Genomic DNA, 20,307 nt, shown 5'->3' with positions numbered 1-20,307 from the left:
CACTATCGACTCCCCGCACACAGGCGGGCAGATACACCAGGAGCAAACCAATGGCTGAACACACTTTCGGCTTCCGCACCCGCGCACTACACGCGGGCGGCACCCCCGACGCTGAACACGGTGCCCGCGCGGTCCCCATCTACCAGACTTCCTCCTTCGTCTTCAAAGACGCTGACGACGCCGCGAACCTCTTCTCCCTGCAGAAGTACGGCAACATCTACTCGCGCCTGTCCAACCCGACCGTCGCCGCGCTGGAGGAGCGCATCGCCTCCCTCGAAGGCGGCATCGGTGCGGTAGCGACCGCATCCGGCATGGCTGCCGAGTTCATCACCTTCGCGGCTCTGTGCCAGCAGGGCGACCACATTGTGGCATCTTCCCAGCTGTACGGCGGCACCGTCACCCAGCTGGACGTGTCTCTGCGCCGCTTCGGCATTGAGACCACCTTCGTGCCCGGCACCGACCCCGCCGACTACAAGGCGGCCCTGACCGAGAACACCAAGGCGATCTACACCGAGATCGTGGCGAACCCCTCCGGTGAGGTTGCCGACCTGGAAGGCCTCGCAGAGGTCGCCCACGAGGCGGGCATCCCCCTGGTCGTGGACGCAACCCTGTCCACCCCCTACCTGATCCGCCCCATCGAGCACGGCGCGGACATCGTCATTCACTCGGTCACCAAGTTCCTGGGCGGTCACGGCACCACCCTCGGCGGTATCGTCGTCGAGTCCGGTCGTTTCAACTGGGGTAACGGCAACTTCCCGTCCATGACCGAGCCGGTTCCCTCCTACAACGGCGTGTCCTGGTGGGGTAACTTCGGTGAGTTCGGTTTCCTGACTAAGCTGCGTTCTGAGCAGCTGCGTGACTTCGGTCCGTCGCTGAGCCCGCAGTCCGCGTTCAACCTGCTGCAGGGTGTTGAGACCCTGCCGCAGCGCATGGATGCGCACCTGGCGAACGCTAAGCAGGTTGTCGCATGGCTGGTTGAGGATCAGCGTATCGCCTACGTGAACTACGCCGGTCTGGAAGACCACCCGCACCACGAGCGTGCGAAGAAGCTTCTGCCGCTGGGCGTCGGTTCTGTGTTCTCCTTCGGTGTGAAGGCGACCGAGAAGGCTTCCGGCCGCCTGGTCGGCGGCGAGTTCATCGGTGCCCTGCAGCTGGCAAGCCACCTGGCGAACATCGGTGACGCCCGCACCCTGGTGCTGCACCCGGGTTCGACCACGCACCAGCAGCTGACCGCTGAGCAGCTGGCTGCTGGCGGTGTCGGTGAGGACCTGATCCGCATTTCCGTGGGTCTGGAAGACGTTGAAGATATCATTTGGGACCTGGATCAGGCGCTGACCTACGCGACCGGCCTGAACCACGCCGGTGAGCGTGTGGGCGAGTCCATCGCTGACAAGGTTGTGGAGGCTGAGGAGGCGGTTGCCGCCGCTAAGGCCGCCGAGGACGCTGCCGCCGCTGAGGCTGCTGCTGGCGCATCCTGCTCCCTGCCTACTACCACTCAGGAGGAGAAGTAATGACTGAGAAGCGTACCTGGGTGGGTCCTTCCGCCCCTGAGCGTCTGAACATTCTGCGTAATACCCGCACGATTGCGATTGTGGGTATGAGCGATAAGATTTCGCGTGCCTCGTACTTTGTGGCAACGTACCTGCAGTCGGCGTCGCCGTACAAGCTGTATTTTGTGAACCCGATTCTGGCGGCAAAGGGCAAGCTTGTGCTGGGCCAGCCGGTGTACCCGTCGCTGCAGGACCTGCCGGAGGTCCCGGATCTGGTAGAGATTTTCCGCCGTAATGAGGACCTGCCGGGCGTGGTTCAGGAGGCTGTGGACCTGGGCGCTAAGACCGTGTGGATGCAGCTGGGCTCCTGGAATGAGGAGGCCGCCGCGATTGGTGAGGCTGCCGGCCTGAACGTGGTGATGGATAAGTGCGTGAAGATTGAGCATGCGCGTTTCCACGGTGGCCTGCACCTGGCTGGTTTCAACACGGGCGTGATTTCTTCGAAGCGTCAGGTGCTGTCGAAGTAAGCAGCCGGTGCTGTATAAGCCGCTGTAGCTTGTAATTACAAAAAATCAGGCGCTCGTTAGCGTTTGAACGGAAGGGGCGTACCCGGGGACCATCCCGGGTGCGCCCCTCCTTCTATGCCCGGTGTAATGCCCGGTGTAGTGCCGGGTGTAGTGCCCGGCAGGGCATCCGGCGTGTTTGGGCGAGATTGAGGGCGCAGCATCGCCCCTAGTGGAGGGCAGTTCAGCTTTAAGGTAAACCTACCCTTATGTTCTGGGGTGCTGAGCCGGTATCCTAGTGTGGAGCCCGGCGGCCGGTACTCAGCACACACGCGTACCGACCGCCGGGTTTTCCTCTCTTGCAGATTGTGACGGAATATTACGTTGAATTCTTTCCCACCGGGAATAGCTGTACGATAGCCAGCGTTGTACCCGCAGAGTAAGGGGCACACCGCACGATGCCCCCGGGTTACCGCAGGGTGACAACCCGCAACTACAAGAGCATCAACCACCACACGAAAGAAGAACACTATGTCCGCAATGATTAACCGCCGCACCGTCCTCGCAGGCTCCGCATTCACCGGCCTGGCTGCACTGCTCGCAGCGTGCGGTTCGTCCAGCAGCAGCACCGCATCCAGCACCAACAAGCTGGAGGCTATCAAGTCTGCCGGCAAGATCCGTGTGGGCTTGGAGGGCACCTACCGCCCCTTCTCCTTCCACGACTCGAACGGCACCCTGGTCGGTTTCGAGAAAGAAATCATCGACCTGGTCGCTAAGGACCTGGGCGTGACTGCAGAGTTCACCGAAACCCCCTGGGATTCCCTGATCGCCGGTGTGGACGCTGACCGCTACGACATCGTCATCAACAACGTTTCCGCAACCGACGAGCGCAAGCAGAAGTACGACTTCTCCGTACCCTACCTGTACTCCGAGCCGAAGGTTGCCGTGAAGAAGGACTCCTCCCTGCAGAACGTGAGCGAGATTTCCGGCCACTCCTCGGCGCAGTCCGAAACCTCGAACTTCCGCAAGATGGTGGAGGCGAAGGGTGCCTCGATCGTGGTTGTTTCCGGTTTCGATGAGGCTATCGAGCAGGTCCTCTCGGGCCGTGCAGAGATGACCGCGAACGACTCCGTGTCCTTCGCTGAGTACTTCAAGGAGCACCCGGACGCCAACCTGCGCCTGCTCTCCGGTGACCTGGGCACCGGTAGCAACTCCTCCATCCTGCTGCCTAAGGGCCAGGACGCCCTGCGTAACGCTATCGACGAGTCGCTGAAGAAGCACCTGCAGAACGGTGACATCAAGGCGATTTACGAGAAGTACGTGGGCGAAGACCTCTCCCCGAAGAACTAATTAAAGGAGCTGAGTTCCGTTCATGGAACGCTACCTGAATCTTTGGGCTGAGTCCCTGCCTCAGCTGCTGGGCTCGACCCTGGCAGTGACTATTCCGCTGTCGCTGATTTCTTTCGCGGTGGCACTGCTGGTGGGCATCATCTCCGCCGGCGCGCGCACGAGCCGCTTCGCCCCGGTGAACTGGCTGGCCTGGCTGTATATCTGGGTCTTCCGTGGCACCCCGTTGCTGGTGCAGCTGTTCATCGTCTTCTACGGCCTGCCGAAGGTCGGTATCGCCCTGGACGTGTGGAGCGCCGCGATCATCACGATGAGCCTGCACACCGGCGCGTACGTGGCGGAGACCTTCCGTTCCGCGGTGGCGGCTATTCCGCGCGGCCAATTTGAGGCGGCGGCAACCCTGAACTTCACCCGTATGCAGACCCTGCGCCACGTAGTCATTCCGCAGGCGGTGCGTATTGCGCTGCCGAACCTGGGCAACAACTTCATCGACCTGATTAAGGGCACCTCGCTGGTGTCGGTCATTTCGATGGTTGACCTGTTCCAGACCGGTAAGCAGATCGCGTCGCGTACTTTCGAGCCGCTGGCAATGTACTCCGAGGTCGCCATCATTTACCTGGTGATTTTCACTCTGCTGACTGCCGCACAGTCTGCGTTGGAGAAGTACAGCAACCGTTACGTAAGGAGCAACAATGCTTAGCGTTGATTCCCTGTCGAAGAGCTTCGGTGAAACGCAGGTGCTCAAGAACATCAGCCTGGACATCCCCGACGGTGAGACCACGGTGATTCTGGGCCCCTCCGGTAGCGGCAAGTCGACTCTGCTGCGCTGCCTGAACCTGCTGGAAACCCCGCAGTCAGGCACGCTCACCATTGACGACGCGCAGGTGGATTACAGCCAGAAGCTCACCGACGCGCAGGTGCGTGATATTCGTTCCCGTTCGGCGATGGTGTTCCAGCAGTTCAACCTGTTTCCGAACTACACGGCGTTGAAGAACGTGGCGCTCGCCCCGACCCTCAACGGCACCCTGAATGCTCAGCAGGCGCAGGAGCGTGCCCGCGAGCTGTTGGCGAAGGTGGGTCTTGCCGACAAGGTAGATTCCTACCCGGACGCCCTCTCGGGTGGTCAGCAGCAGCGTGTGGCGATTGCCCGCGCCTTGGCGCTGGAACCCTCCTACCTGCTCTTTGATGAGCCGACGAGTGCGCTGGATCCCGAGCTGGAGGCGGAGGTTATCCGCGTGCTCATGCAGCTGGCGAAGGAGGGCCGCTCCCTGGTCATCGTGACGCACAATATGGCGTTTGCGAAGAAGGTTGCGGATCGTATCGTGTTCCTGGAGAACGGTACCCTGCGCTATAACGGTGAGCCGGCCGGTTTCTTTGCTTCGGATGATGAGCGTATCCGTAAGTTCTTGACCGTGTACGACAGCACCGAGTACACGATTTAGCCGTACCGTATATAGCAAATATGGGCTGGTTTCTGCCAATCAGATAATCATCTGACGTGCGGAAACCAGCCCATATTCTATATTCAGCATATATTCGTTCTACTCTGAAGTCCCCTTAGAACGACGATACTCATCCAGCTGCTCAGGACTGACCACCTGCAGCTGGTCGGTGAGCGGATTACCCGGCGACCAGCCCTCATCCTGAACCGAGTTCTCTTCACGGTTGAAGAAGGTGAGCAGGCGGGGGCGGTGCACCTGCAGGCCGCCCGGGGTGGTCGGCAGCTGCCAATTCTTCATATGGGAGAGCACACCAAACACCAGGCACAGGAGAATAGATAGTGCCATCGCCAGGTTAGGGCGGTGGAACAAGCCGGTTACCAGGGCGGTCTCAGAGGCACCCACAAACGCGACCGTCGCGTACAGGGAGTTACCGCCAAAAATCGCCGGAATGCGGTTGACCATAATGTCACGAATAACGCCGCCGCCAACCGCGGTGGTCACGCCCAGTGCGATAGCGGGCAGCCAGTGCAGACCCAGGTTCAGGGACTTAATGGTGCCGGTTGCCGCCCACGCACCCATGCCGACAAAGTCAATAATGAGCATGGTTCGGGTTGCCCAGCGGGCACTCAAATCGAGGCTGTACGCCAGAATTGACGAGCCGATAGCGCCCACCCAGTAGCCGCCGTCGGTGAGTGCCACCGGCAGTCCGGAGTTCAGTAGGATGTCACGGATCATACCGCCACCCATGCCGCAGGCGACCGCGAGTAGCAGGAAGCCCACGATGTCGAACCGGAAGGCGCGCGCCACGGCACCGCCGAGTAGGCCGTTAGCGACAACGGCGGCAATGTCGACGATGCGGAATACCTGGTCCGGGTCAAAGAGCTCGTGCATGTGCGTTCTCCTGCGTACGTGATGCATGTCTGGGTGGGTGCCGATAGGGAAGGCGCGCACGGTGGGCGGGTCGGGTGACGACGTTATCACCGCATCCGGCTCTGTCTGCCTGTGCGCGTACCTGAAATGGCACCGATTTATTGTAGACCCGCCGCCGCTCCTGCTCCTAGTTGGAAAGTGGTCATGACGAGCTCTGAGACGTAACGGAGAAGCTTGTGGGCGCGCTAAAAGATGGGCGTAGAATGAGTGAATCTCCACCCCCAATGCTCTGTCATGATTGTTTTTGCGCTGGGTTCTTTCCAGTACGGTAGCGGCATCATTTCTTCGCTACTGTTGGCGTTGAGCCCCCTGAATGCGGTGGAGTCCATGGCGGTCATGATGTTTGCCGGTGCGGCGCTGTCGGCGCTCATGGTGTGGCTACCCTCCCGTAAGCTGAGCGCTCGCTAAGCTGGAGCTAGACGAATACTAGAGGCATGTGGCCCGGTCGTTTGATAGACCGGGCCACATCGCAAATCGTTATCTGCGTAAGGTGAAAGGAGCCGCCGTGACGGTATCGCGTGACGAAGTTTTCGAAATCCTGCGGGGCGTGGTGCCCCGCCTGGAGGAGGCGCTTCCCAGCTGGTCGGTGCGCCCCAACATCACGGGTACCGGCGCGGTGGGGCTCTACCTGGACGGCCCCGCAATCTACCGGGACGGCGAGCCCCTGGCCGGCGTGAACGCCGAGGGTGAGCCGGTCGTTCGGCACCTGTGCGGTACGATTCAGACCGCCGACCGCGGCCTGCCGCAGGAGCTCGGGCAGGTGCGCTACCAGTACATTCTGGGCGTGAGCGTGGCGGAGCACGAGAGCGAGTACCCCGAACTGACCGACCTGGCGAGCGTGGGGGAGCCGAGCTGGGTTCCTGCACTGAGGGCCCTGGAGGCGCTGGTGGAGTCCGAGGGCCGCGAGGCGCTGTTCATCAGCCGCGGCGGGTACGTGCCGGGTCGCCGCGCCCTGGGTAAGCGCCGTGTGGCGCTGCGGCGCGAGTTCTTCCCCGGTAAGCCCTGGCTGGGTTTGGGCACGATTGACTGGTGTGCGGGCGTGCGCTCGACCCCGGTGTACGCCGAGGATCTGGTGGCTCTGATGGCCGCGGCGACGCGCCTGGCGAGCGGCTGGGATGCCGCCCTGCGCGCTGTCTCTGCGGACAGTCAAAAGTAGTTAAAACAGAGCGGCGCATCCGACCCGGAAAAGGGAAGGATGCGCCGCTTCTGTGTAAGCTCTAACGCTTAGTGGGTTTAGCCCAGTGCCTCAGCTAGCCTGAACGGGTCGAGCCGTATGAGATATTGCCTTATCGATAGCATGCAAGGGTGATGCATCCTGCTACCTCTACCGGGGCGTAACCGTAGCGTTTGTAGAGCGCAACGGCGTGTTCAGTACCGACGTCGGTAGTAATGAGTCGCTGTCGAATGTCTTCTCGGTCAAAGTCCTCAATGACACGCTTTAGAAGCGCAGAACCAACGCCCTGTCGTTGGGCGTGCGGATGCACTAGGAGGTCCTGAATGTAGGCGATAGAATGTCCATCCCCGACGGCGCGGACTAGCCCGATGAGCCGTCCTGTTCCTTCTGTGGTTGCCTCTCGTGCGGTGTAGAGATACCGCGACCCTTCCACCATCGGGATGAGACGTTCGGGCGTTTTGGTATAGGCGCTCCAGCCGACAGAATCGTAAAGCTCAGTAAGTTCTTCCACGCTGGGAAGGAGGCTGGTGGAGTCCAAAATACAGTACCGCATACAGGCATTGTATAGCGCCAAATTGGGGGAGTTTAGAAACTTCTGCCCAACACGCTGCTGGGCTTGAGGACATAAAGGAAGCGGCGCATCCGACCCGTAAAGGGGTGGATGCGCCGCTTCTGTGTAAGCTCTAACTCTTAGTGGGTTTAGCCCAGTGCCTCAGCCAGCTGAATGCCCTGTGCCACGCCACCGAGGGTTGCAGCAATACGAATCAGGTCGTTGACCTGCTCCTTGGTTGCGCCCTCTTCACGCAGGGTGTGCTCGTGAGCCTCAACGCAGTGGGAGCAGCCGTTGACTGCGGACACTGCCAGAGCGAACATCTCGAAGTCCAGCTTCTCAATGCCACCGTTCTTGCCGATGATCTGCATACGCAGGTTTGCGCGCTGGTCATCGTATGCACCGTTCAGGAAGCCACGGGTGCGGTAGAAGATGTTGTTCATGCCCATGATGGATGCAGCACCCAGAGCAGCCTCGTAAGCGGTGTCGCTCAGGTGCTCCTTAGCCTCTGCAGCAATCTCAACAACAACAGAGTCAACCTTGGTTGCTGCTGCGGTTGCGAGGATTGCGCCCCAGAGCTGCTGCTCGGACAGGGAGGTGATGCGGGGCAGGGAGGACAGGTTGAGGCTCATGTCCTTCGCGTAGGAAGGCAGAGCCGAACGCAGGTTATCGATGCTCATGGATTACTTCATCTCCTTGAATGCGTCGATGGTTGCTGCACCCTTCTTCCAGTTGCATGCGCACAGCTCGTCGGACTGCAGTGCGTCCAGCTGGCGGAGCACCTCGTCGGTGTTACGGCCGACGGAGTCAGCGGTAATGGAGACCGACTGGATGGTGTTGTGGGGGTCGATGATGAAGGTTGCGCGGTCTGCAACGCCGTCCTTGTTCAGGATGCCCAGTGCTGCGGTCAGTTCGCGCTTGAGGTCGGATGCCATGACGATGGGCAGATCCAGGAGCTCTTCGTGGGAGCGGCGCCATGCGTAGTGGGTGTACTCGTTGTCAACGGAAACACCGATCACCTGGGTGTCGCGTGCCTCGAACTCGTCAGCGAGCTTGCCGAATGCTGCGATCTCGGTGGGGCAAACGAAGGTGAAGTCCTTCGGCCAGAAGAAGACGACGCGCCAGGTGTCTTCGTCCAGACCCTCGGAGGAGACGGTGGTGAAGTAGTCTTCGGGCTTGGTTGCTTCGATGTCAGCCAGCTTACCGGGGACAACGCCGGTGAGCTCGTATGCGGGGAACTGGTCGCCGATGGTCAGAACTGCCATAGTGTTCTTCTTTCTGCTTCGTGCCGCGCGGATTCGTTGCGCGGCGCTTGTTCTAAGTGGTGCCCATTGGGCGGGCTCGATAACTATTTTATTATGAATAATTCATAATAATCAAGTGATGACGCATTAAAACAGAAGTGTTTAACTATGATTTGCATCACCGAACATCCCGAGGTGTTCAAAAAGCTTCTCCACGTGCAAATCTCCCCCGTGCAAATATCCATGCGCAAATCCCACATACAAACCCCAGGGGGTTAAGCTCGAATCATGACCCCCGAACACAGTAACTTCTCAGACAGCGACTTCTCAGAACACAGCGAACATGCAGAGCCCAATCAGCCCGAACTCATTACCGAACGCCTCACCCTGCGCCACCTGCGCGAGGCGGATATCCCCAACATCGTGGAATCCTGCCGCGACGAAGAAACCCTCCGCTACACCCGCATTCCCTTGAACTACACGCGCGCCGACGCCGAGGACTACCTGCTCACCACTGCCCGCCAGATTGCCGCCGGGCAGATCCAGCGCTGGGCGATTGACGCCTCCGGTGTGTTCGCGGGGAGTATCGAGCTGCGCCTACCTGACGGCACCCCCGAAAGCCCCGGAACCCGCGCCGAACTGGGCTATTACACCGCCCCGAAGGCGCGCGGCAAGGGCTATATGACCGAGGCGCTGCGAGCCGTCCTCGGCTACGCTTTCGACCCGCTCGGGCTGGGTCTCGAGACTGTCCGCTGGACCACCCTGGCGGGTAACGAGGCCTCCGAACGTGTGGCGGTTAAAGCGGGTTTCACCGGCATCTACGACGATATTGACCCGAACTCCGGTCGCCCCGATGAGAACGGTCACCCGGTGCAGCATCGGGTGCGCCGCGCCGATATGACCCGCGCGCAATTTGCGGCGCTCTGGGCTAACTAAACTGCGCTAACTAAACCGCGCTCTGGACGTAACGTGCATGGGGTTGAGCGGGAGCCCATGAGAAAGCCCCGCAATCTAGCTACCTGATGCCGAAGCCGCGGAACGAGCCGTTCGGCTCCTCCCACTCGACGAGAACCTCATCCACGCGCCCGGCGGTGTCGTCACCGCGCAGCACATCCACCAGGCGAGCGCAGGAGGCGGCGGTACCCTCCGCAACGACCTTCACGCGCCCGTCGTCGAGGTTCTCGGCGTAGCCGGTCAGGCCCATGGGCTTGGCGGTTCCGGCGCACCACCAGCGGAAGCCCACGCCCTGCACCTTGCCGCTCACGAAAGCGACGAGGCGGATTTCGGCGGGCTCTGCCGGGGTTCGGTCGGTGAAGAAATCAAAGAAACCCATGGGTCCTCCCGGGGTCATCTCATTGTGAGTGGTCTTATGGGGGCGAGCGCCGGTGGTGGCGCTCTGATAGCTTCTATAGCTTCAGTCTAGAGGGTGCGGGGGTGCATCCGCCTGGTTGCCGCGCGCACGTGCCGTGAAGAGCTGAATAAGGGTAAAGCAACCGAAGCCGCGTCCACAAGGGGAGTAAGATGGGGTGATATTTATTAGCGGCAATGCTGAACACACAGACATCTACCCGCATACAACCCATCCCCTGGAGGATCATTGAGTTCACGCCCTAAAAAAGCGCCTCTCGTCGGTAACCCGGCGAAGACACCCTACAAGCCCTGGCCTGCTCTCTGGTCCCTGGTTGTTGGCTTCTTCATGATCCTGGTGGATGGCAATATCGTCACCATCGCCCTGCCGCACATGCTGCAGGATTTGGATGCATCCCTGTCGGCGGGTATGTGGGTGACGAGCGCCTACCTGCTGGCGTATGCGGTGCCGCTGCTCATTACCGGTCGTATGGGTGACCGCTTCGGTCAGAAGAACCTGTACATGATTGGTATGGGTATTTTTACGTTTGCCTCCCTGTGGTGTGGTCTGGCGCCGAATGTTGAGTCGCTGATTACCGCCCGCGTGGTGCAGGGCCTGGGTGCGTCGCTGATGACCCCGCAGACCATGTCTCTGATTACGCTGATGTTCCCGCCGAATGCGCGCGGTGTTGCCATGAGCATTTGGGGTGCGACTGCGGGTGTCGCCTCGCTGGTTGGTCCGATTCTGGGCGGCGTGCTGGTGGATACCCTCGGCTGGGGCTGGATCTTCTTCATCAACATTCCGGTTGGCCTGGCTGGTTTGTTCCTGGCGTGGCGTAATGTGCCGGTGTTCGAGCAGAAGAAGCACAGCTTCGACTGGTTGGGCGTGGTGCTTTCGGCGGTCGGTCTGTTCTTGCTGGTTTTCGGCATTCAGGAAGGCGCCACCTACGACTGGGGCACCATCACTGACTCGTTTATGGGCACCGGTATTGCGGTGAGCGTGTGGGGTCTGATTATTGCCGGCATTCTGGTGCTGGCGCTGTTCATCGGGTGGCAGGCTATTAACCCGCGTGAGCCGCTGGTTCCGCTGAGCCTGTTCGGTGACCGTAACTTCTCCGTGTCGAATGTGGCTATTTCGGCTATGGGTGTGGTCGCTATCAGTATGGCGTTCCCGCTGACCCTGTACCTGCAGCAGGTGGAGGGCCTGGACCCGACCCAGGCTGCGCTGATGACCGCCCCGATGGCGTTGTTCTCGGGCGTGTTGGCGCCGGTGGTGGGTGCGCGTCTGAACCGTAACGACCCGAAGTGGATTGCGGTAATTGGTTTTACGCTGATGGTTGTTGGTTTTGCTCTGCTCCGCCCGACGATGGTTGCGGAAGGCAACCTGTGGCTGATGGTTGGCCCGATGATTATTCTAGGTGCGGCGAATGCCTGCATTTGGGGTCCGCTGTCGGTGTCGGCGACCCGTAACCTGCCGCCGCAGCGTGCAGGTGCCGGTTCGGGCGTGTACAACGAGACTCGCCAGATGGCGTCGGTGCTCGGTTCGGCTGCGATTACGACCATCATGGCTTCTGCGATTACCTCGCACCTGTCCGCGTTGGGTCCTGCCGCTGCAGCGGGCGGTAGCTCTCACGGCGGTGCTGGAGGCGGCGTCCTTCCGCAGATTCTGCGTGAACCCTACGCGGCGGCAATGGCGGATTCCATGATGCTTCCCCTGGTTGCCGCAGCAGTGGGCGCGGTCGTGTGCCTGTTCTATGCCTCCATGAAGACCTCCGAGGCGAAGGGTGCCGCGCAGAACGCTGAGGTGGAGACCACTAAGTAGAAGGCTTATCGGAGCGCTTTTACGTCATAAGCGGTGCATAACCTGAGATACGGTGCAAATACTGGGACAAGCTATATACGCTCTGTGTATGATGAAGCGGGTCACCGTCGAACAGAAAGGGAGCCAAGAATGGTTCCTTCGCCTCCACCGGAGGGTTCGGCAGTGACCCGCTGTCTTTTAAACGCCGTGCTCACTTGCGGCACGCCGGCTGCACACCGGCGACAGCGACACATATGACCACCGCACCGCGTGGCTTGGCTACCGTTTGATACTTCTACTCACCAGAGATGCACTGTACGCAACGTCAGATGGAGCAATCTAACGCGCGGTCAAGACACGAAGAGAGATCCCATGTCTTTTCTGACCTCAACCCGCGTAGTGCGTACCGCGCTCGCATCGGCGGCACTGCTTGTGCTCAGCTCGGTTGCTGTCCCCGCAGCCCAGGCATACAACCCCGATATTGACGGCGACGGCATCCCCAACACCTGGGAAATGAAGGGCTACGACGCTGACGGCGACGGCAAGATTGATGTTAACTACCCCGGCATGGGCGCCAACCCGCTGAAGAAGGACATCTTCGTCGAGATGGACTACATGCCCGACCTGCTCGCTAGCGAAGAAGAGCTCGACCGCATCACCGAGTCCTTCGCGCAGCTTCCCCTGCGCAACCCCAACGGCACCACCGGCATCAACATCCACCTGGACGCCGGTAACGCCCGCAGCGCCAAGTACAACCTCGGCGGCGGCAACGAAGTGGCGCACGAACAGCTCGACAACACCATGACCAAGTGGGCCGAAATCCGCGCCAAAAACATGGACCCCAACCGTGAAAGCGTCTTCCACTACATGATTTGGGGTGACGCCTACGACGAGTACGGCTCCTCCGGCCTGGGCTACGTGGGTGGCCGCGGCTTCGTGGTGACCGTCGGCCCGCGCTTCTGGGGTAAGTCCGCAACCTCCGACGTGCGCGTGGGCACCTTCATCCACGAGCTGGGCCACAACCTGGGCCTGGGCCACGGCGGCACCGATGACGTGAACGACAAGCCGAACTACCTGAGCGTCATGAACTACATGTACCAGATCTACGGTGTGCGCCGCGCCAGTGGTGAGCTGAAGTTCAGCTACTCGACCCGCGCCTACAAGACCCTGGACGAGAATAAGCTGGACGAGAATAAGCTGGACGAGCGTGCCGGCTTTGGTCGCAACGCCTACGGCTGGCTGTACTTCCGTAAGCCCGCCTGGGAGGGTATCGACTTCAACGGCAACGGCAAGATTGACGACGAGCCGGTATCGGTCGACCTGAACGGTGACGGCGAGCTGACCGAACTAACCGCCCCGAACGATATGGCGACCCTGAAGCTGCAGGCTGAGGGCACCGAGGCGCAGGGCGGCGTGTACCGTTCCGAGAAGCACCTTTCGGCTGAGATTGACCACAATGAAATGACTGCTGACCTGGCTCGCTCCAAGGGCATGGTTCCCGCGAAGGACTAGCCTTTAGCGGCTGTCGGCGGTAACCGATACGCTAAGCCTTAAACACGGCGAGGGGCCCGGTATCCATAACGGATGCCGGGCCCCCTGATGTTATCTAGCCTCGTTGCGCTGTTGTACTGCGACGCATCAACGGAGAGCAGCTGAGCTATACACCAGAACTACGGGCGGGTGATGGTTGCCGAAGCGCGCAAACCAGCCAGATCCTGGAAGGTGTACTCGCCACCCTCGGTCAGCTGCATTGCGACGCTACCGCTGGTGATCTGAGCGGTGGTGGTCAGAGTGTAGCTGGAGGTCACCTCGGTGAAGTACACCGGAACCAGCGAAGCCAGCACCTGTGCGTAGCTCACGCCGTCCTTCGCGGTGGCTTCCAGGTAGTCGGAGGTGCGGATGTCCAGTACGCCGGTCCAGACGTTATCCTCGATGGTCGGCTCGTAGAACTTTGCGGTGTATGCGATGCCATTGAATGCCGCCACGGCGGGGTTGTTGGTCTTCGCTCCGCCCTCGCTCTTGGCGAGTGCCGGGATCTCAACGTCGTTATCGACGTCCCACAGCAGCGGGTCGGTGACGTCCTCGGCGGTGGGGAAAGTGAACTCGAAGGTCACCTGCAGGTGCGCCTGGGGGTACAGCCAGGAGCTACCCTGGAACTCGCCCTTGGAGTTGATGGGTGCGGAAATCCACAGGCCCGCACCACCGTACAGGCCGGCGCCGACGCTACCGCCGGGGGTGAAGGTGCCGCCGCCGCGGCTCTGCGGGGTGGTGGAGGTTGCGGTGATGTTGGGTACCTGCACGGTGTAGGAATCCAGGCCGTAGCGGGTATCAAAGTCGTTGGCGGGGTTCGAGTTGAACGCCTGAGTGAAGACACCGAACCTCAGGGTCGGGGTTTCCTGCGCATCGGTGGATGCCGCGTAGGCGGGTACCGCCGCCGCGGTTGCGATGACGGGGGTGCTCCATGCGGCACCCTTGATGAGGGCGCGGCGGTTCAGTCCGTTAGTGGTGTTCGAGGAAGAAGTCATAGGATCTCTCTTGTTGTGAAGAATGTGGTGATGCGTGTGAGTTGAATTACTGATACTCTAATGTAATTCAGCTCATCTTCAAAATTATCTCAACTTTTACCTTAATGTATGAACATTACGGTACCCAGCTCACCTAACGCGTGAAACGGGAGCATCATGGAAACCGAGGAGAACGTCCTCCCGGAAAACTCCACAGAAACACCACCGGTCACCACACACTTAAGGAATACAACATGGCATTTATGAAGAGCGCACGCGTCACGCTTGCCTCCCTTGCAGTGCTCTGCCTGGGCACTATCGCAGCCCCCGCAGCAAACGCCTACAGCCCCGACATTGACGGCGACGGCATCCCCAACACCTGGGAGATGAAGGGCTACGACGCTGACGGCGACGGCAAAATCGACGTCGACTTCCCCGCAATGGGCGCAGACCCCAAGCACAAGGACATCTTCGTCGAGATGGACTACATGGCGGGCCTGCTGCCCAGCGAAGATGAACTGGACCGCATCACCAAGATTTACGCTGACCTGCCCCTGCGCAACCCCGACGGCACCCACGGCGTGAACATCCACCTGGACGCCGGTGACGCCCGCAGCGCCAAGTACAACCTCGGCGGCGGCAACGAAATCAGCTACCAGGCACTCGACAGCGAATTCAAAGCGCTCCACCGAATCAAGGCGACCGAAGGTAAGTTCAACCCCGCCCGCGAAGGCACCTTCCACTACATGATCTGGGGCGACTACTACGACAACAGCTACTCCTCCGGTATCGCTAACTTTGGCGGTCGTAACTTTATGGTCACCGTCGGTCCGCACTTCTGGGGCGAGGCAAGCAGCAACATCCGCGTGGCAGTGTTCGTGCACGAGCTCGGCCACAACCTCGCACTGAGCCACGGCGGCTGGGACGAAATCAACTACAAGCCCAACTACTACAGCGTCATGAACTACCAGTACACCCTCACCGGCGTGCCCATGGCTGACGGTAGCCGCTACTTCGGCTACTCCACCGCCGAGTACCGCATGCTCAACGAGGCGAAGCTGTACGAGGCGCGCGGCTTCGGTCCTCGCGCGGCTGGCTTCCTGTACAAGGGCAAGCCCGCCAACCAGCCGATTGACTTCAACGGCAACGGCAAGATTGATACCGAGCCGGTGTCCGTGGACCTGAACGGTGACGGCATGATCACGAACCTGGGCGCGGCAAACGATGTGAAGATGATCCGCTTCCAGGCGACCGAGCACCCCGAGAAGGACAAGGGCCCCGAGCACATTGAGCCGAGCGGTATTACTGCTGAACACGCTCGTTCGCTGGGCCTGATTAAGTAGGCTGAATAGGCGGTGCAACGCCAACAAAGAGCCTTGTCAGATCAATAAAATGGCATAGCAAAAGGTGCGGATACCGAATCATTATTCGGTATCCGCACCTTTACTCTATGTAGCTTTCAGCTCAGCGCAGCGTGCAGCTCGGCTCAGTGCTCAGCCCAGCAACAGAGCCTAGACAGCCTCACTCACGCGGCCGGTATCCACCAGCACCTGCGCAATGTGGCCCAGCGCCTCCTCATTCTGCAGCGAAGAAACATCGCCTAAAGAACGGCCCTGGTACAGCTCACCGAGCAGACGGCGAGTAATCTTACCCGAACGGGTCTTCGGGATGTCGGCAACCGCCACAACGTCCTTCGGCTTAGCGATCGGGCCAATGTGTTCACGCACGTGTGCGGTCAGCGCCGCCTTCAGCTCATCCTCAGTCAGGTCCTTACCCTCATCGGTGAGCGTCACGTAGGCGACCGCCTGGTGACCGGTCAGCTCATCCTCCACGGGGCAGACACCAGCCTCAACCACAGCCGGGTGAGTCACCAGAGCCGACTCAATCTCAATCGTGGACAGGCGGTGACCCGAAATGTTAATCACGTCATCAATACGGCCGAGGATGTACACGTTACCCTCTTCGTCTTCCTTCGCGCCGTCGCCAGCGAGGAACCAGCCGCGCTCGCCGTAGTGACGCCAGTAGGAATCCAGGAAACGCTGCGGGTTCTGCCACACGGTACGAGCCATCGAGGGGCCAATCTTATCGACCACGATGAAGCCCTGCTTGCCGGGTTCGACCGGGTCGCCGTGCTCATCCACCACGCGGGTGGACACGCCGGGAACGGCGCGGGTAGCGCAACCGGGCAGGGGAGTGCAGTGCGGGGTGCCCTCCGGGTAGGTGCCCTCGGGTGCGAATGCCGGGTCGTGCGGGCGCGGGGAGCACACGGTCGAGCCGGTCTCGGACTGCCACCAGGTGTCGATGAAGGATGCGGTGCCGCCACCCACGTGCTCGCGCAGCCAGCGCCACGCCTCCGGGTTGATGGACTCGCCCACCGAACCGAGCAGGCGCACGGTCGAGAAATCGTACTTGCCGGGCTCCGGGCCGTTCGGGAACGCACCCATGAGCGAACGAATCAGGGTCGGCGCGGTGTAGTAGTTGGTCACGCCGTAGCGTTCGATGACCTCAAAGTGGCGACCGTAGTGCGGGGTGTTCGGGGTACCCTCGTAAATCACCTCGGAGACACCGTTGACCAGCGGACCGTAAATTTCGTAGGTGTGGGCCGTGACCCACGCCAGGTCGGCGGTGCACCAGTGAACGGTGGACTCCACCTTCTTGGGGTCGTTGACGGCGGACAGCTCGTCGGGGCGCAACACGCCGTTCTCATCCACGTAGTCCGGCAGCAGATCGTACAGCAGCGCGTGGGTGTACGCGGTCTGCACCAGGTATCCAGCCATGGTGTGCACCAGGCCCTTGGGCTTACCGGTCGTACCGGAGGTGTAAATGATGAACAGCGGGTCTTCTGCGTCGTGCAGTTCGTAGGCGTGAGTGTCCGGCTGGTCGTCCACCAGGTCGTGGTACCAGACGTCGCGGCCCTCAGTCCACGGCACAGCGGCGTGCGCTACCGGGTCGGAGGCACTGGTGCGGTCCACCACGATAACGTGCTCGATATTGTTCTCACCGGAGCATGCTTCGTCGGCGTTGACCTTCACGGGAACGACCTTGCCGCGGCGGTTCTGGCCGTCGGTGGTGATGAGAACCTTCGCGCCGGTGTCTTCCACACGGAACTTCAGCGCCTCAGCGGAGAAACCACCGAAGACGAGGGAGTGAATCGCGCCAATACGCGCGCAGGCCAGGGTGAAGATAATGGTTTCGGGGATGACGGGCAGGTAGATGACCACACGGTCACCCTTGCGCACGCCCAGGGACAGCAGGCCGTTCGCTGCCTTCGCGATGCGGCGCTGCAGTTCGGCGTAGGTGATGGCTTCACGGTCGCCGGGTTCACCTTCAAAGTAGAGGGCTACCTTGTCGCCGCGGCCCGCCTCCACGTGGCGGTCTACGCAGTTGTAGGCGACGTTCAGCTTGCCGCCCTCGAACCACTTAATTTCGGGGATCGTGAACTGTTCGATGCCTTCCTCATCGAAGCCGAGGGACTTCGGCTTCTCGAAGCGGTGCGCAGTGTGCCAGGGCTCAGCCCAGGTGAGTCGCTGCGCCTGCTTCTCCCAGAACGCGACGCGTGCCTCGTCAGATTCGAGGGCGGGGTTCGGGGTGGGGTTCAGTGGGTCGGTGAACGAGTAGGGGGTGGGCAGTCCCATTATTCTCCCATCGGTTGCTGGCATTAGCACCCTTGCTCGCCGTGCCGCTGTCTGTGTGACCGTGGGGTCTGTGTGTGCGTTGGCGAGGGGGTTGCTGCGACGTCACGGAGCCAGGTCTCTCGGTCGCTCTGGATGGTTTGCCTTCTTAGTAAAGCGCGCTCGGGGCCAGGAAGCAAAGGAGCCCGTCATATTCGGCATGCTGTGTATCGGTTCGTAATATTCCGAAATATTTAAAGACCCCGCCCCGCGCTCACTGCTGTGGGGCGCGGGGCGGGATTCATCATCATCATTCAGTAGGCGACAGGTTTCCCCGCCGACTTCTTTCTCCGGCGCGTAGCGATGATTAGCTCACCTTTGGGGAGCAGCCACGCGGCGGACATCTCTCCTAAAACTCAGCGCGTGCTGAGTGTTACGTTTAGCTGTGGTGCTAGTTGCTGGGGTACTTCGCCTTCACCCAGCGCTCGAACACGCCCACCAGCGCGTCGGTAATCTTACCGAGCACCGCCAGCGCCACAATAGCCAGCAGCAGGCGGTCGGTGCGGCCGTTGTTCTGCGAGTCGGTCAGCAGATAACCCAGACCCATGGACGCACCCAGCAACTCAGCGGCGACCAGGAACAGCCACGCCTGAGCCAGCGCCAGACGCAGACCCGAAACAACCGACGGCAGAACCGCGGGAAGCTGAACCGTGGTGAACAGGCGCAGACCCTTCAGGCCGAAGGCGCGGGCCATCTCCACGAGCTTGGGGTCCACGTGGGCGAGGGCTGCGGAAACCGTGGTGTACACGGGGAAGAACGCGCCGATGGCCACGAGGGTCACCTTCGAGTTCTCGCCGATGCCAATCCACAGCAGAAGCAGCGGGACCCACGCGAGTGAGGGGACTGCGCGCAGAGCGCCGATGGTCGGGGCGACGAACACGCGCACCGGGGCCGACAAGCCAATCAGCGATCCCAGCACCAGGCCGAGTACCGCGCCGATGCCGAAGCCAATCAGCACGCGCTGGGTCGAAATCGCGACGTGCTTGGCCAGCTCACCGCGCTGCGCCAGCTCGATACCGGCGCCCACCACACGGTCGGGGGAGGGCAGCTGGACCTGCGTGAACACGCCGTTGGTGCTCAGAATATACCAGAGCGCAATCAGCGCCAGGGGAAGAATCAGGCCCAGGTACTGCTTACCGGCGAACGGGTTCGACGGCAACTTCACGGAAGAGGCACGCTTCTCGGCACGCTCAGCGTGAGCGCTGGAGGCGGCGGTAATCGTTGCGGCGGTCATTACTTCTCCACCGCCTTGGCAATCTTCTCGACTGCGGCGCTGTCAGCCTTCTTCGCGAACTGGTCGTCCACGATGCTGTTCAGGGCCTTGTCCACGTCGGACTGGGAGGGGACGTCGCCGGACTCGACCAGAATCGGGCCAACGCCCTTGAGTACCTCAACCTGCTTGGCGCCCGGAACCGGGTCGATGTCCAGGTGGGTGCGCTCCATGACGACCTGAGCGGTCTCGTGCTTAATGCCGGACTCCTCCTCGACAATCTTCACAGCCTCTTCGGGGTTCTTCTTAGCCCAGGCGCGAGCGTACTCGTACACGTCCACGATGGTCTGTGCGGCGGTCGGGTTGGACTGAATGAACTTCTCGGTCGCGTTCAGGAAGCCGTAGGTGTTGAAGTTCAGGTTGCGGTAGAAGAGCACGTCGCCGCTTTCCACCTCGGCGGCAGCCATGATCGGGTCCAGGCCGCTCCACGCGTTGACCTGACCGTTATCCAGGGCGGTGCGGCCGTCGGCGTGCTGCAGGTTCTGAATGGTCAGGTCCGAAGCAGAAATACCCTCCTGCTTGAGTGCCTGCAGCAGCAGGAAGTACGGGTCGGTACCCTTGGTCACGGCAACGGTCTTACCCTTCAAATCCGCAACCTTGGTGATGCCCGAATCCTTGCGGGTCACCAGCGCCGACCACTCCGGCTGCGAGTAGAGGCTAATGACCTTGATGGGGGAGCCATTAGCGCGTGCCAGCAGCGCCGCCGAACCGGCGGTCGAGCCAACATCAATATTGCCGCTACGCAGCGCCTCATTCGCCTTGTTCGAGCCGGCCGACTTGACCCACTCAACCTTCTTACCCTCGGCGGCGAGGGCGGTCTCAAGCCAACCCTTCTTACGGATAATCAGGGACAGCGGGTTGTAGGTCGCGTAGTCAATGGTCACGGTGTTCTGATTGCCACCACCGGCAGCACCGGAGGCGTTAGCGGAACCGGAACCTTCACCGGCGCAGGCGCTGAGCAGAGTAGCAAAAGCGGCGGCTGCGGCAAGGGACTTGAGGGCGGTACGGCGAGACGGGGAGTAAGTCATGATGAA

The 20,307-nt window shown here is 61.1% G+C and carries 20 protein-coding genes; 11 read left to right on the top strand and 9 right to left on the bottom strand.

Annotated elements, in window-relative coordinates; translation table 11 throughout:
- Positions 1-50 precede the first annotated feature (50 nt).
- From HMPREF2836_RS01955 to HMPREF2836_RS01935, 5 genes are all read left to right on the top strand, one after another.
- Positions 51-1,511: an O-acetylhomoserine aminocarboxypropyltransferase/cysteine synthase family protein gene (locus HMPREF2836_RS01955; protein WP_070629259.1), complete on the top strand. Its 1,461-nt coding sequence runs from the start codon at positions 51-53 to the stop codon at positions 1,509-1,511.
- Positions 1,511-2,017: a CoA-binding protein gene (locus HMPREF2836_RS01950; RefSeq protein ID WP_012904274.1), complete on the top strand. Its 507-nt coding sequence runs from the start codon at positions 1,511-1,513 to the stop codon at positions 2,015-2,017. The genes HMPREF2836_RS01955 and HMPREF2836_RS01950 overlap by 1 nt, the downstream gene beginning before the upstream one ends.
- Before the next feature lie 507 nt (positions 2,018-2,524).
- Positions 2,525-3,343, top strand: coding sequence for a transporter substrate-binding domain-containing protein (locus HMPREF2836_RS01945; RefSeq protein ID WP_070615451.1), 819 nt, complete (start codon positions 2,525-2,527; stop codon positions 3,341-3,343).
- A gap of 22 nt (positions 3,344-3,365) precedes the next feature.
- A complete protein-coding gene (locus HMPREF2836_RS01940; protein WP_049338279.1) occupies positions 3,366-4,040 on the top strand; it encodes an amino acid ABC transporter permease in 675 nt (224 codons plus the stop codon).
- Positions 4,033-4,782 carry an amino acid ABC transporter ATP-binding protein gene (locus HMPREF2836_RS01935; RefSeq protein ID WP_060824009.1) on the top strand — a complete coding sequence of 250 codons (750 nt, stop codon included), beginning with the start codon at positions 4,033-4,035 and terminating at the stop codon, positions 4,780-4,782. Before HMPREF2836_RS01940 ends, HMPREF2836_RS01935 begins: the two co-directional genes overlap by 8 nt.
- Positions 4,783-4,881: 99 nt before the next feature.
- Here HMPREF2836_RS01935 and HMPREF2836_RS01930 read toward each other — a convergent pair whose 3' ends face one another.
- Positions 4,882-5,673 carry a trimeric intracellular cation channel family protein gene (locus HMPREF2836_RS01930; protein WP_060824008.1) on the bottom strand — a complete coding sequence of 264 codons (792 nt, stop codon included), beginning with the start codon at positions 5,671-5,673 and terminating at the stop codon, positions 4,882-4,884.
- 273 nt (positions 5,674-5,946) lie between these two features.
- Between HMPREF2836_RS01930 and HMPREF2836_RS09280 the strand changes: the two genes are divergently transcribed.
- Positions 5,947-6,120 carry a hypothetical protein gene (locus HMPREF2836_RS09280; RefSeq protein WP_005509188.1) on the top strand — a complete coding sequence of 58 codons (174 nt, stop codon included), beginning with the start codon at positions 5,947-5,949 and terminating at the stop codon, positions 6,118-6,120.
- A gap of 97 nt (positions 6,121-6,217) precedes the next feature.
- A complete protein-coding gene (locus HMPREF2836_RS01925) occupies positions 6,218-6,868 on the top strand; it encodes an L-alanine-DL-glutamate epimerase (RefSeq protein ID WP_070629257.1) in 651 nt (216 codons plus the stop codon).
- A 130-nt stretch (positions 6,869-6,998) separates the two neighbouring features.
- Here HMPREF2836_RS01925 and HMPREF2836_RS01920 read toward each other — a convergent pair whose 3' ends face one another.
- From HMPREF2836_RS01920 to HMPREF2836_RS01910, 3 genes are all read right to left on the bottom strand, one after another.
- Positions 6,999-7,322: a GNAT family N-acetyltransferase gene (locus HMPREF2836_RS01920; protein WP_246822800.1), complete on the bottom strand. Its 324-nt coding sequence runs from the start codon at positions 7,320-7,322 to the stop codon at positions 6,999-7,001.
- Positions 7,323-7,585: 263 nt separating this feature from the next.
- Entirely contained in the window at positions 7,586-8,116 is a 531-nt protein-coding gene (locus tag HMPREF2836_RS01915; protein ID WP_012904260.1) for an alkylhydroperoxidase, AhpD family, read from the bottom strand.
- A gap of 3 nt (positions 8,117-8,119) precedes the next feature.
- Positions 8,120-8,701 (bottom strand): peroxiredoxin, encoded by a 582-nt coding sequence (locus HMPREF2836_RS01910; RefSeq protein WP_049346562.1) that lies wholly within the window; start codon positions 8,699-8,701, stop codon positions 8,120-8,122.
- 267 nt (positions 8,702-8,968) lie between these two features.
- On the opposite strand from HMPREF2836_RS01910, the gene HMPREF2836_RS01905 reads away from it, so the two are divergent.
- Entirely contained in the window at positions 8,969-9,616 is a 648-nt protein-coding gene (locus HMPREF2836_RS01905) for a GNAT family N-acetyltransferase (RefSeq protein WP_070629253.1), read from the top strand.
- 79 nt (positions 9,617-9,695) lie between these two features.
- Here HMPREF2836_RS01905 and HMPREF2836_RS01900 read toward each other — a convergent pair whose 3' ends face one another.
- A complete protein-coding gene (locus HMPREF2836_RS01900; RefSeq protein WP_005509193.1) occupies positions 9,696-10,013 on the bottom strand; it encodes an acylphosphatase in 318 nt (105 codons plus the stop codon).
- Positions 10,014-10,277: 264 nt separating this feature from the next.
- Between HMPREF2836_RS01900 and HMPREF2836_RS01895 the strand changes: the two genes are divergently transcribed.
- Together HMPREF2836_RS01895 and HMPREF2836_RS01890 are read left to right on the top strand one after the other, a co-directional pair.
- Positions 10,278-11,849 (top strand): DHA2 family efflux MFS transporter permease subunit, encoded by a 1,572-nt coding sequence (locus HMPREF2836_RS01895; protein WP_070629251.1) that lies wholly within the window; start codon positions 10,278-10,280, stop codon positions 11,847-11,849.
- A 351-nt stretch (positions 11,850-12,200) separates the two neighbouring features.
- Complete coding sequence (locus HMPREF2836_RS01890) at positions 12,201-13,340, top strand: zinc-dependent metalloprotease family protein (RefSeq protein ID WP_070629250.1); 1,140 nt, start codon at positions 12,201-12,203, stop codon at positions 13,338-13,340.
- A gap of 158 nt (positions 13,341-13,498) precedes the next feature.
- Here the strand turns inward: HMPREF2836_RS01890 and HMPREF2836_RS01885 are convergent, their stop codons facing one another.
- On the bottom strand, positions 13,499-14,353 hold the full coding sequence (locus HMPREF2836_RS01885; RefSeq protein WP_070629248.1) for a transcriptional initiation protein Tat: 855 nt from the start codon (positions 14,351-14,353) through the stop codon (positions 13,499-13,501).
- Between the two features lie 233 nt (positions 14,354-14,586).
- On the opposite strand from HMPREF2836_RS01885, the gene HMPREF2836_RS01880 reads away from it, so the two are divergent.
- The gene (locus tag HMPREF2836_RS01880) at positions 14,587-15,675 is read left to right on the top strand and encodes a C4-dicarboxylate ABC transporter substrate-binding protein (RefSeq protein ID WP_070629246.1); all 1,089 of its coding nucleotides are present in this window, start codon (positions 14,587-14,589) and stop codon (positions 15,673-15,675) included.
- A 168-nt stretch (positions 15,676-15,843) separates the two neighbouring features.
- Here HMPREF2836_RS01880 and HMPREF2836_RS01875 read toward each other — a convergent pair whose 3' ends face one another.
- The 3 genes from HMPREF2836_RS01875 to HMPREF2836_RS01865 form a co-directional block, all read right to left on the bottom strand.
- Positions 15,844-17,967 (bottom strand): AMP-binding protein, encoded by a 2,124-nt coding sequence (locus HMPREF2836_RS01875; protein WP_070629244.1) that lies wholly within the window; start codon positions 17,965-17,967, stop codon positions 15,844-15,846.
- Between the two features lie 427 nt (positions 17,968-18,394).
- Positions 18,395-19,237, bottom strand: coding sequence for an ABC transporter permease (locus HMPREF2836_RS01870; protein WP_070615486.1), 843 nt, complete (start codon positions 19,235-19,237; stop codon positions 18,395-18,397).
- The gene (locus tag HMPREF2836_RS01865; RefSeq protein ID WP_070629243.1) at positions 19,237-20,301 is read right to left on the bottom strand and encodes an aliphatic sulfonate ABC transporter substrate-binding protein; all 1,065 of its coding nucleotides are present in this window, start codon (positions 20,299-20,301) and stop codon (positions 19,237-19,239) included. Before HMPREF2836_RS01865 ends, HMPREF2836_RS01870 begins: the two co-directional genes overlap by 1 nt.
- Positions 20,302-20,307: the final 6 nt, after the last annotated feature.

This window comes from Rothia sp. HMSC065C12 (genome assembly GCF_001812085.1).
GTDB lineage: Bacteria > Actinomycetota > Actinomycetes > Actinomycetales > Micrococcaceae > Rothia > Rothia mucilaginosa.
This window is presented reverse-complemented; position numbering and strand designations above follow the sequence as displayed.

Excerpts from the sequence above, each read along its gene's own strand:
- HMPREF2836_RS01955 (WP_070629259.1), top strand. The coding sequence starts at position 51 with ATGGCTGAACACACTTTCGGCTTCCGCACCCGCGCACTACACGCGGGC.
- HMPREF2836_RS01950 (WP_012904274.1), top strand. The coding sequence starts at position 1,511 with ATGACTGAGAAGCGTACCTGGGTGGGTCCTTCCGCCCCTGAGCGTCTG.
- HMPREF2836_RS01945 (WP_070615451.1), top strand. The coding sequence starts at position 2,525 with ATGTCCGCAATGATTAACCGCCGCACCGTCCTCGCAGGCTCCGCATTC.
- HMPREF2836_RS01940 (WP_049338279.1), top strand. The coding sequence starts at position 3,366 with ATGGAACGCTACCTGAATCTTTGGGCTGAGTCCCTGCCTCAGCTGCTG.
- HMPREF2836_RS01935 (WP_060824009.1), top strand. The coding sequence starts at position 4,033 with ATGCTTAGCGTTGATTCCCTGTCGAAGAGCTTCGGTGAAACGCAGGTG.
- HMPREF2836_RS01930 (WP_060824008.1), bottom strand. The coding sequence starts at position 5,673 with ATGCACGAGCTCTTTGACCCGGACCAGGTATTCCGCATCGTCGACATT.
- HMPREF2836_RS09280 (WP_005509188.1), top strand. The coding sequence starts at position 5,947 with ATGATTGTTTTTGCGCTGGGTTCTTTCCAGTACGGTAGCGGCATCATT.
- HMPREF2836_RS01920 (WP_246822800.1), bottom strand. The coding sequence starts at position 7,322 with ATGGTGGAAGGGTCGCGGTATCTCTACACCGCACGAGAGGCAACCACA.
- HMPREF2836_RS01915 (WP_012904260.1), bottom strand. The coding sequence starts at position 8,116 with ATGAGCATCGATAACCTGCGTTCGGCTCTGCCTTCCTACGCGAAGGAC.
- HMPREF2836_RS01910 (WP_049346562.1), bottom strand. The coding sequence starts at position 8,701 with ATGGCAGTTCTGACCATCGGCGACCAGTTCCCCGCATACGAGCTCACC.
- HMPREF2836_RS01905 (WP_070629253.1), top strand. The coding sequence starts at position 8,969 with ATGACCCCCGAACACAGTAACTTCTCAGACAGCGACTTCTCAGAACAC.
- HMPREF2836_RS01900 (WP_005509193.1), bottom strand. The coding sequence starts at position 10,013 with ATGGGTTTCTTTGATTTCTTCACCGACCGAACCCCGGCAGAGCCCGCC.
- HMPREF2836_RS01890 (WP_070629250.1), top strand. The coding sequence starts at position 12,201 with ATGTCTTTTCTGACCTCAACCCGCGTAGTGCGTACCGCGCTCGCATCG.
- HMPREF2836_RS01885 (WP_070629248.1), bottom strand. The coding sequence starts at position 14,353 with ATGACTTCTTCCTCGAACACCACTAACGGACTGAACCGCCGCGCCCTC.
- HMPREF2836_RS01880 (WP_070629246.1), top strand. The coding sequence starts at position 14,587 with ATGGCATTTATGAAGAGCGCACGCGTCACGCTTGCCTCCCTTGCAGTG.
- HMPREF2836_RS01875 (WP_070629244.1), bottom strand. The coding sequence starts at position 17,967 with ATGGGACTGCCCACCCCCTACTCGTTCACCGACCCACTGAACCCCACC.
- HMPREF2836_RS01870 (WP_070615486.1), bottom strand. The coding sequence starts at position 19,237 with ATGACCGCCGCAACGATTACCGCCGCCTCCAGCGCTCACGCTGAGCGT.
- HMPREF2836_RS01865 (WP_070629243.1), bottom strand. The coding sequence starts at position 20,301 with ATGACTTACTCCCCGTCTCGCCGTACCGCCCTCAAGTCCCTTGCCGCA.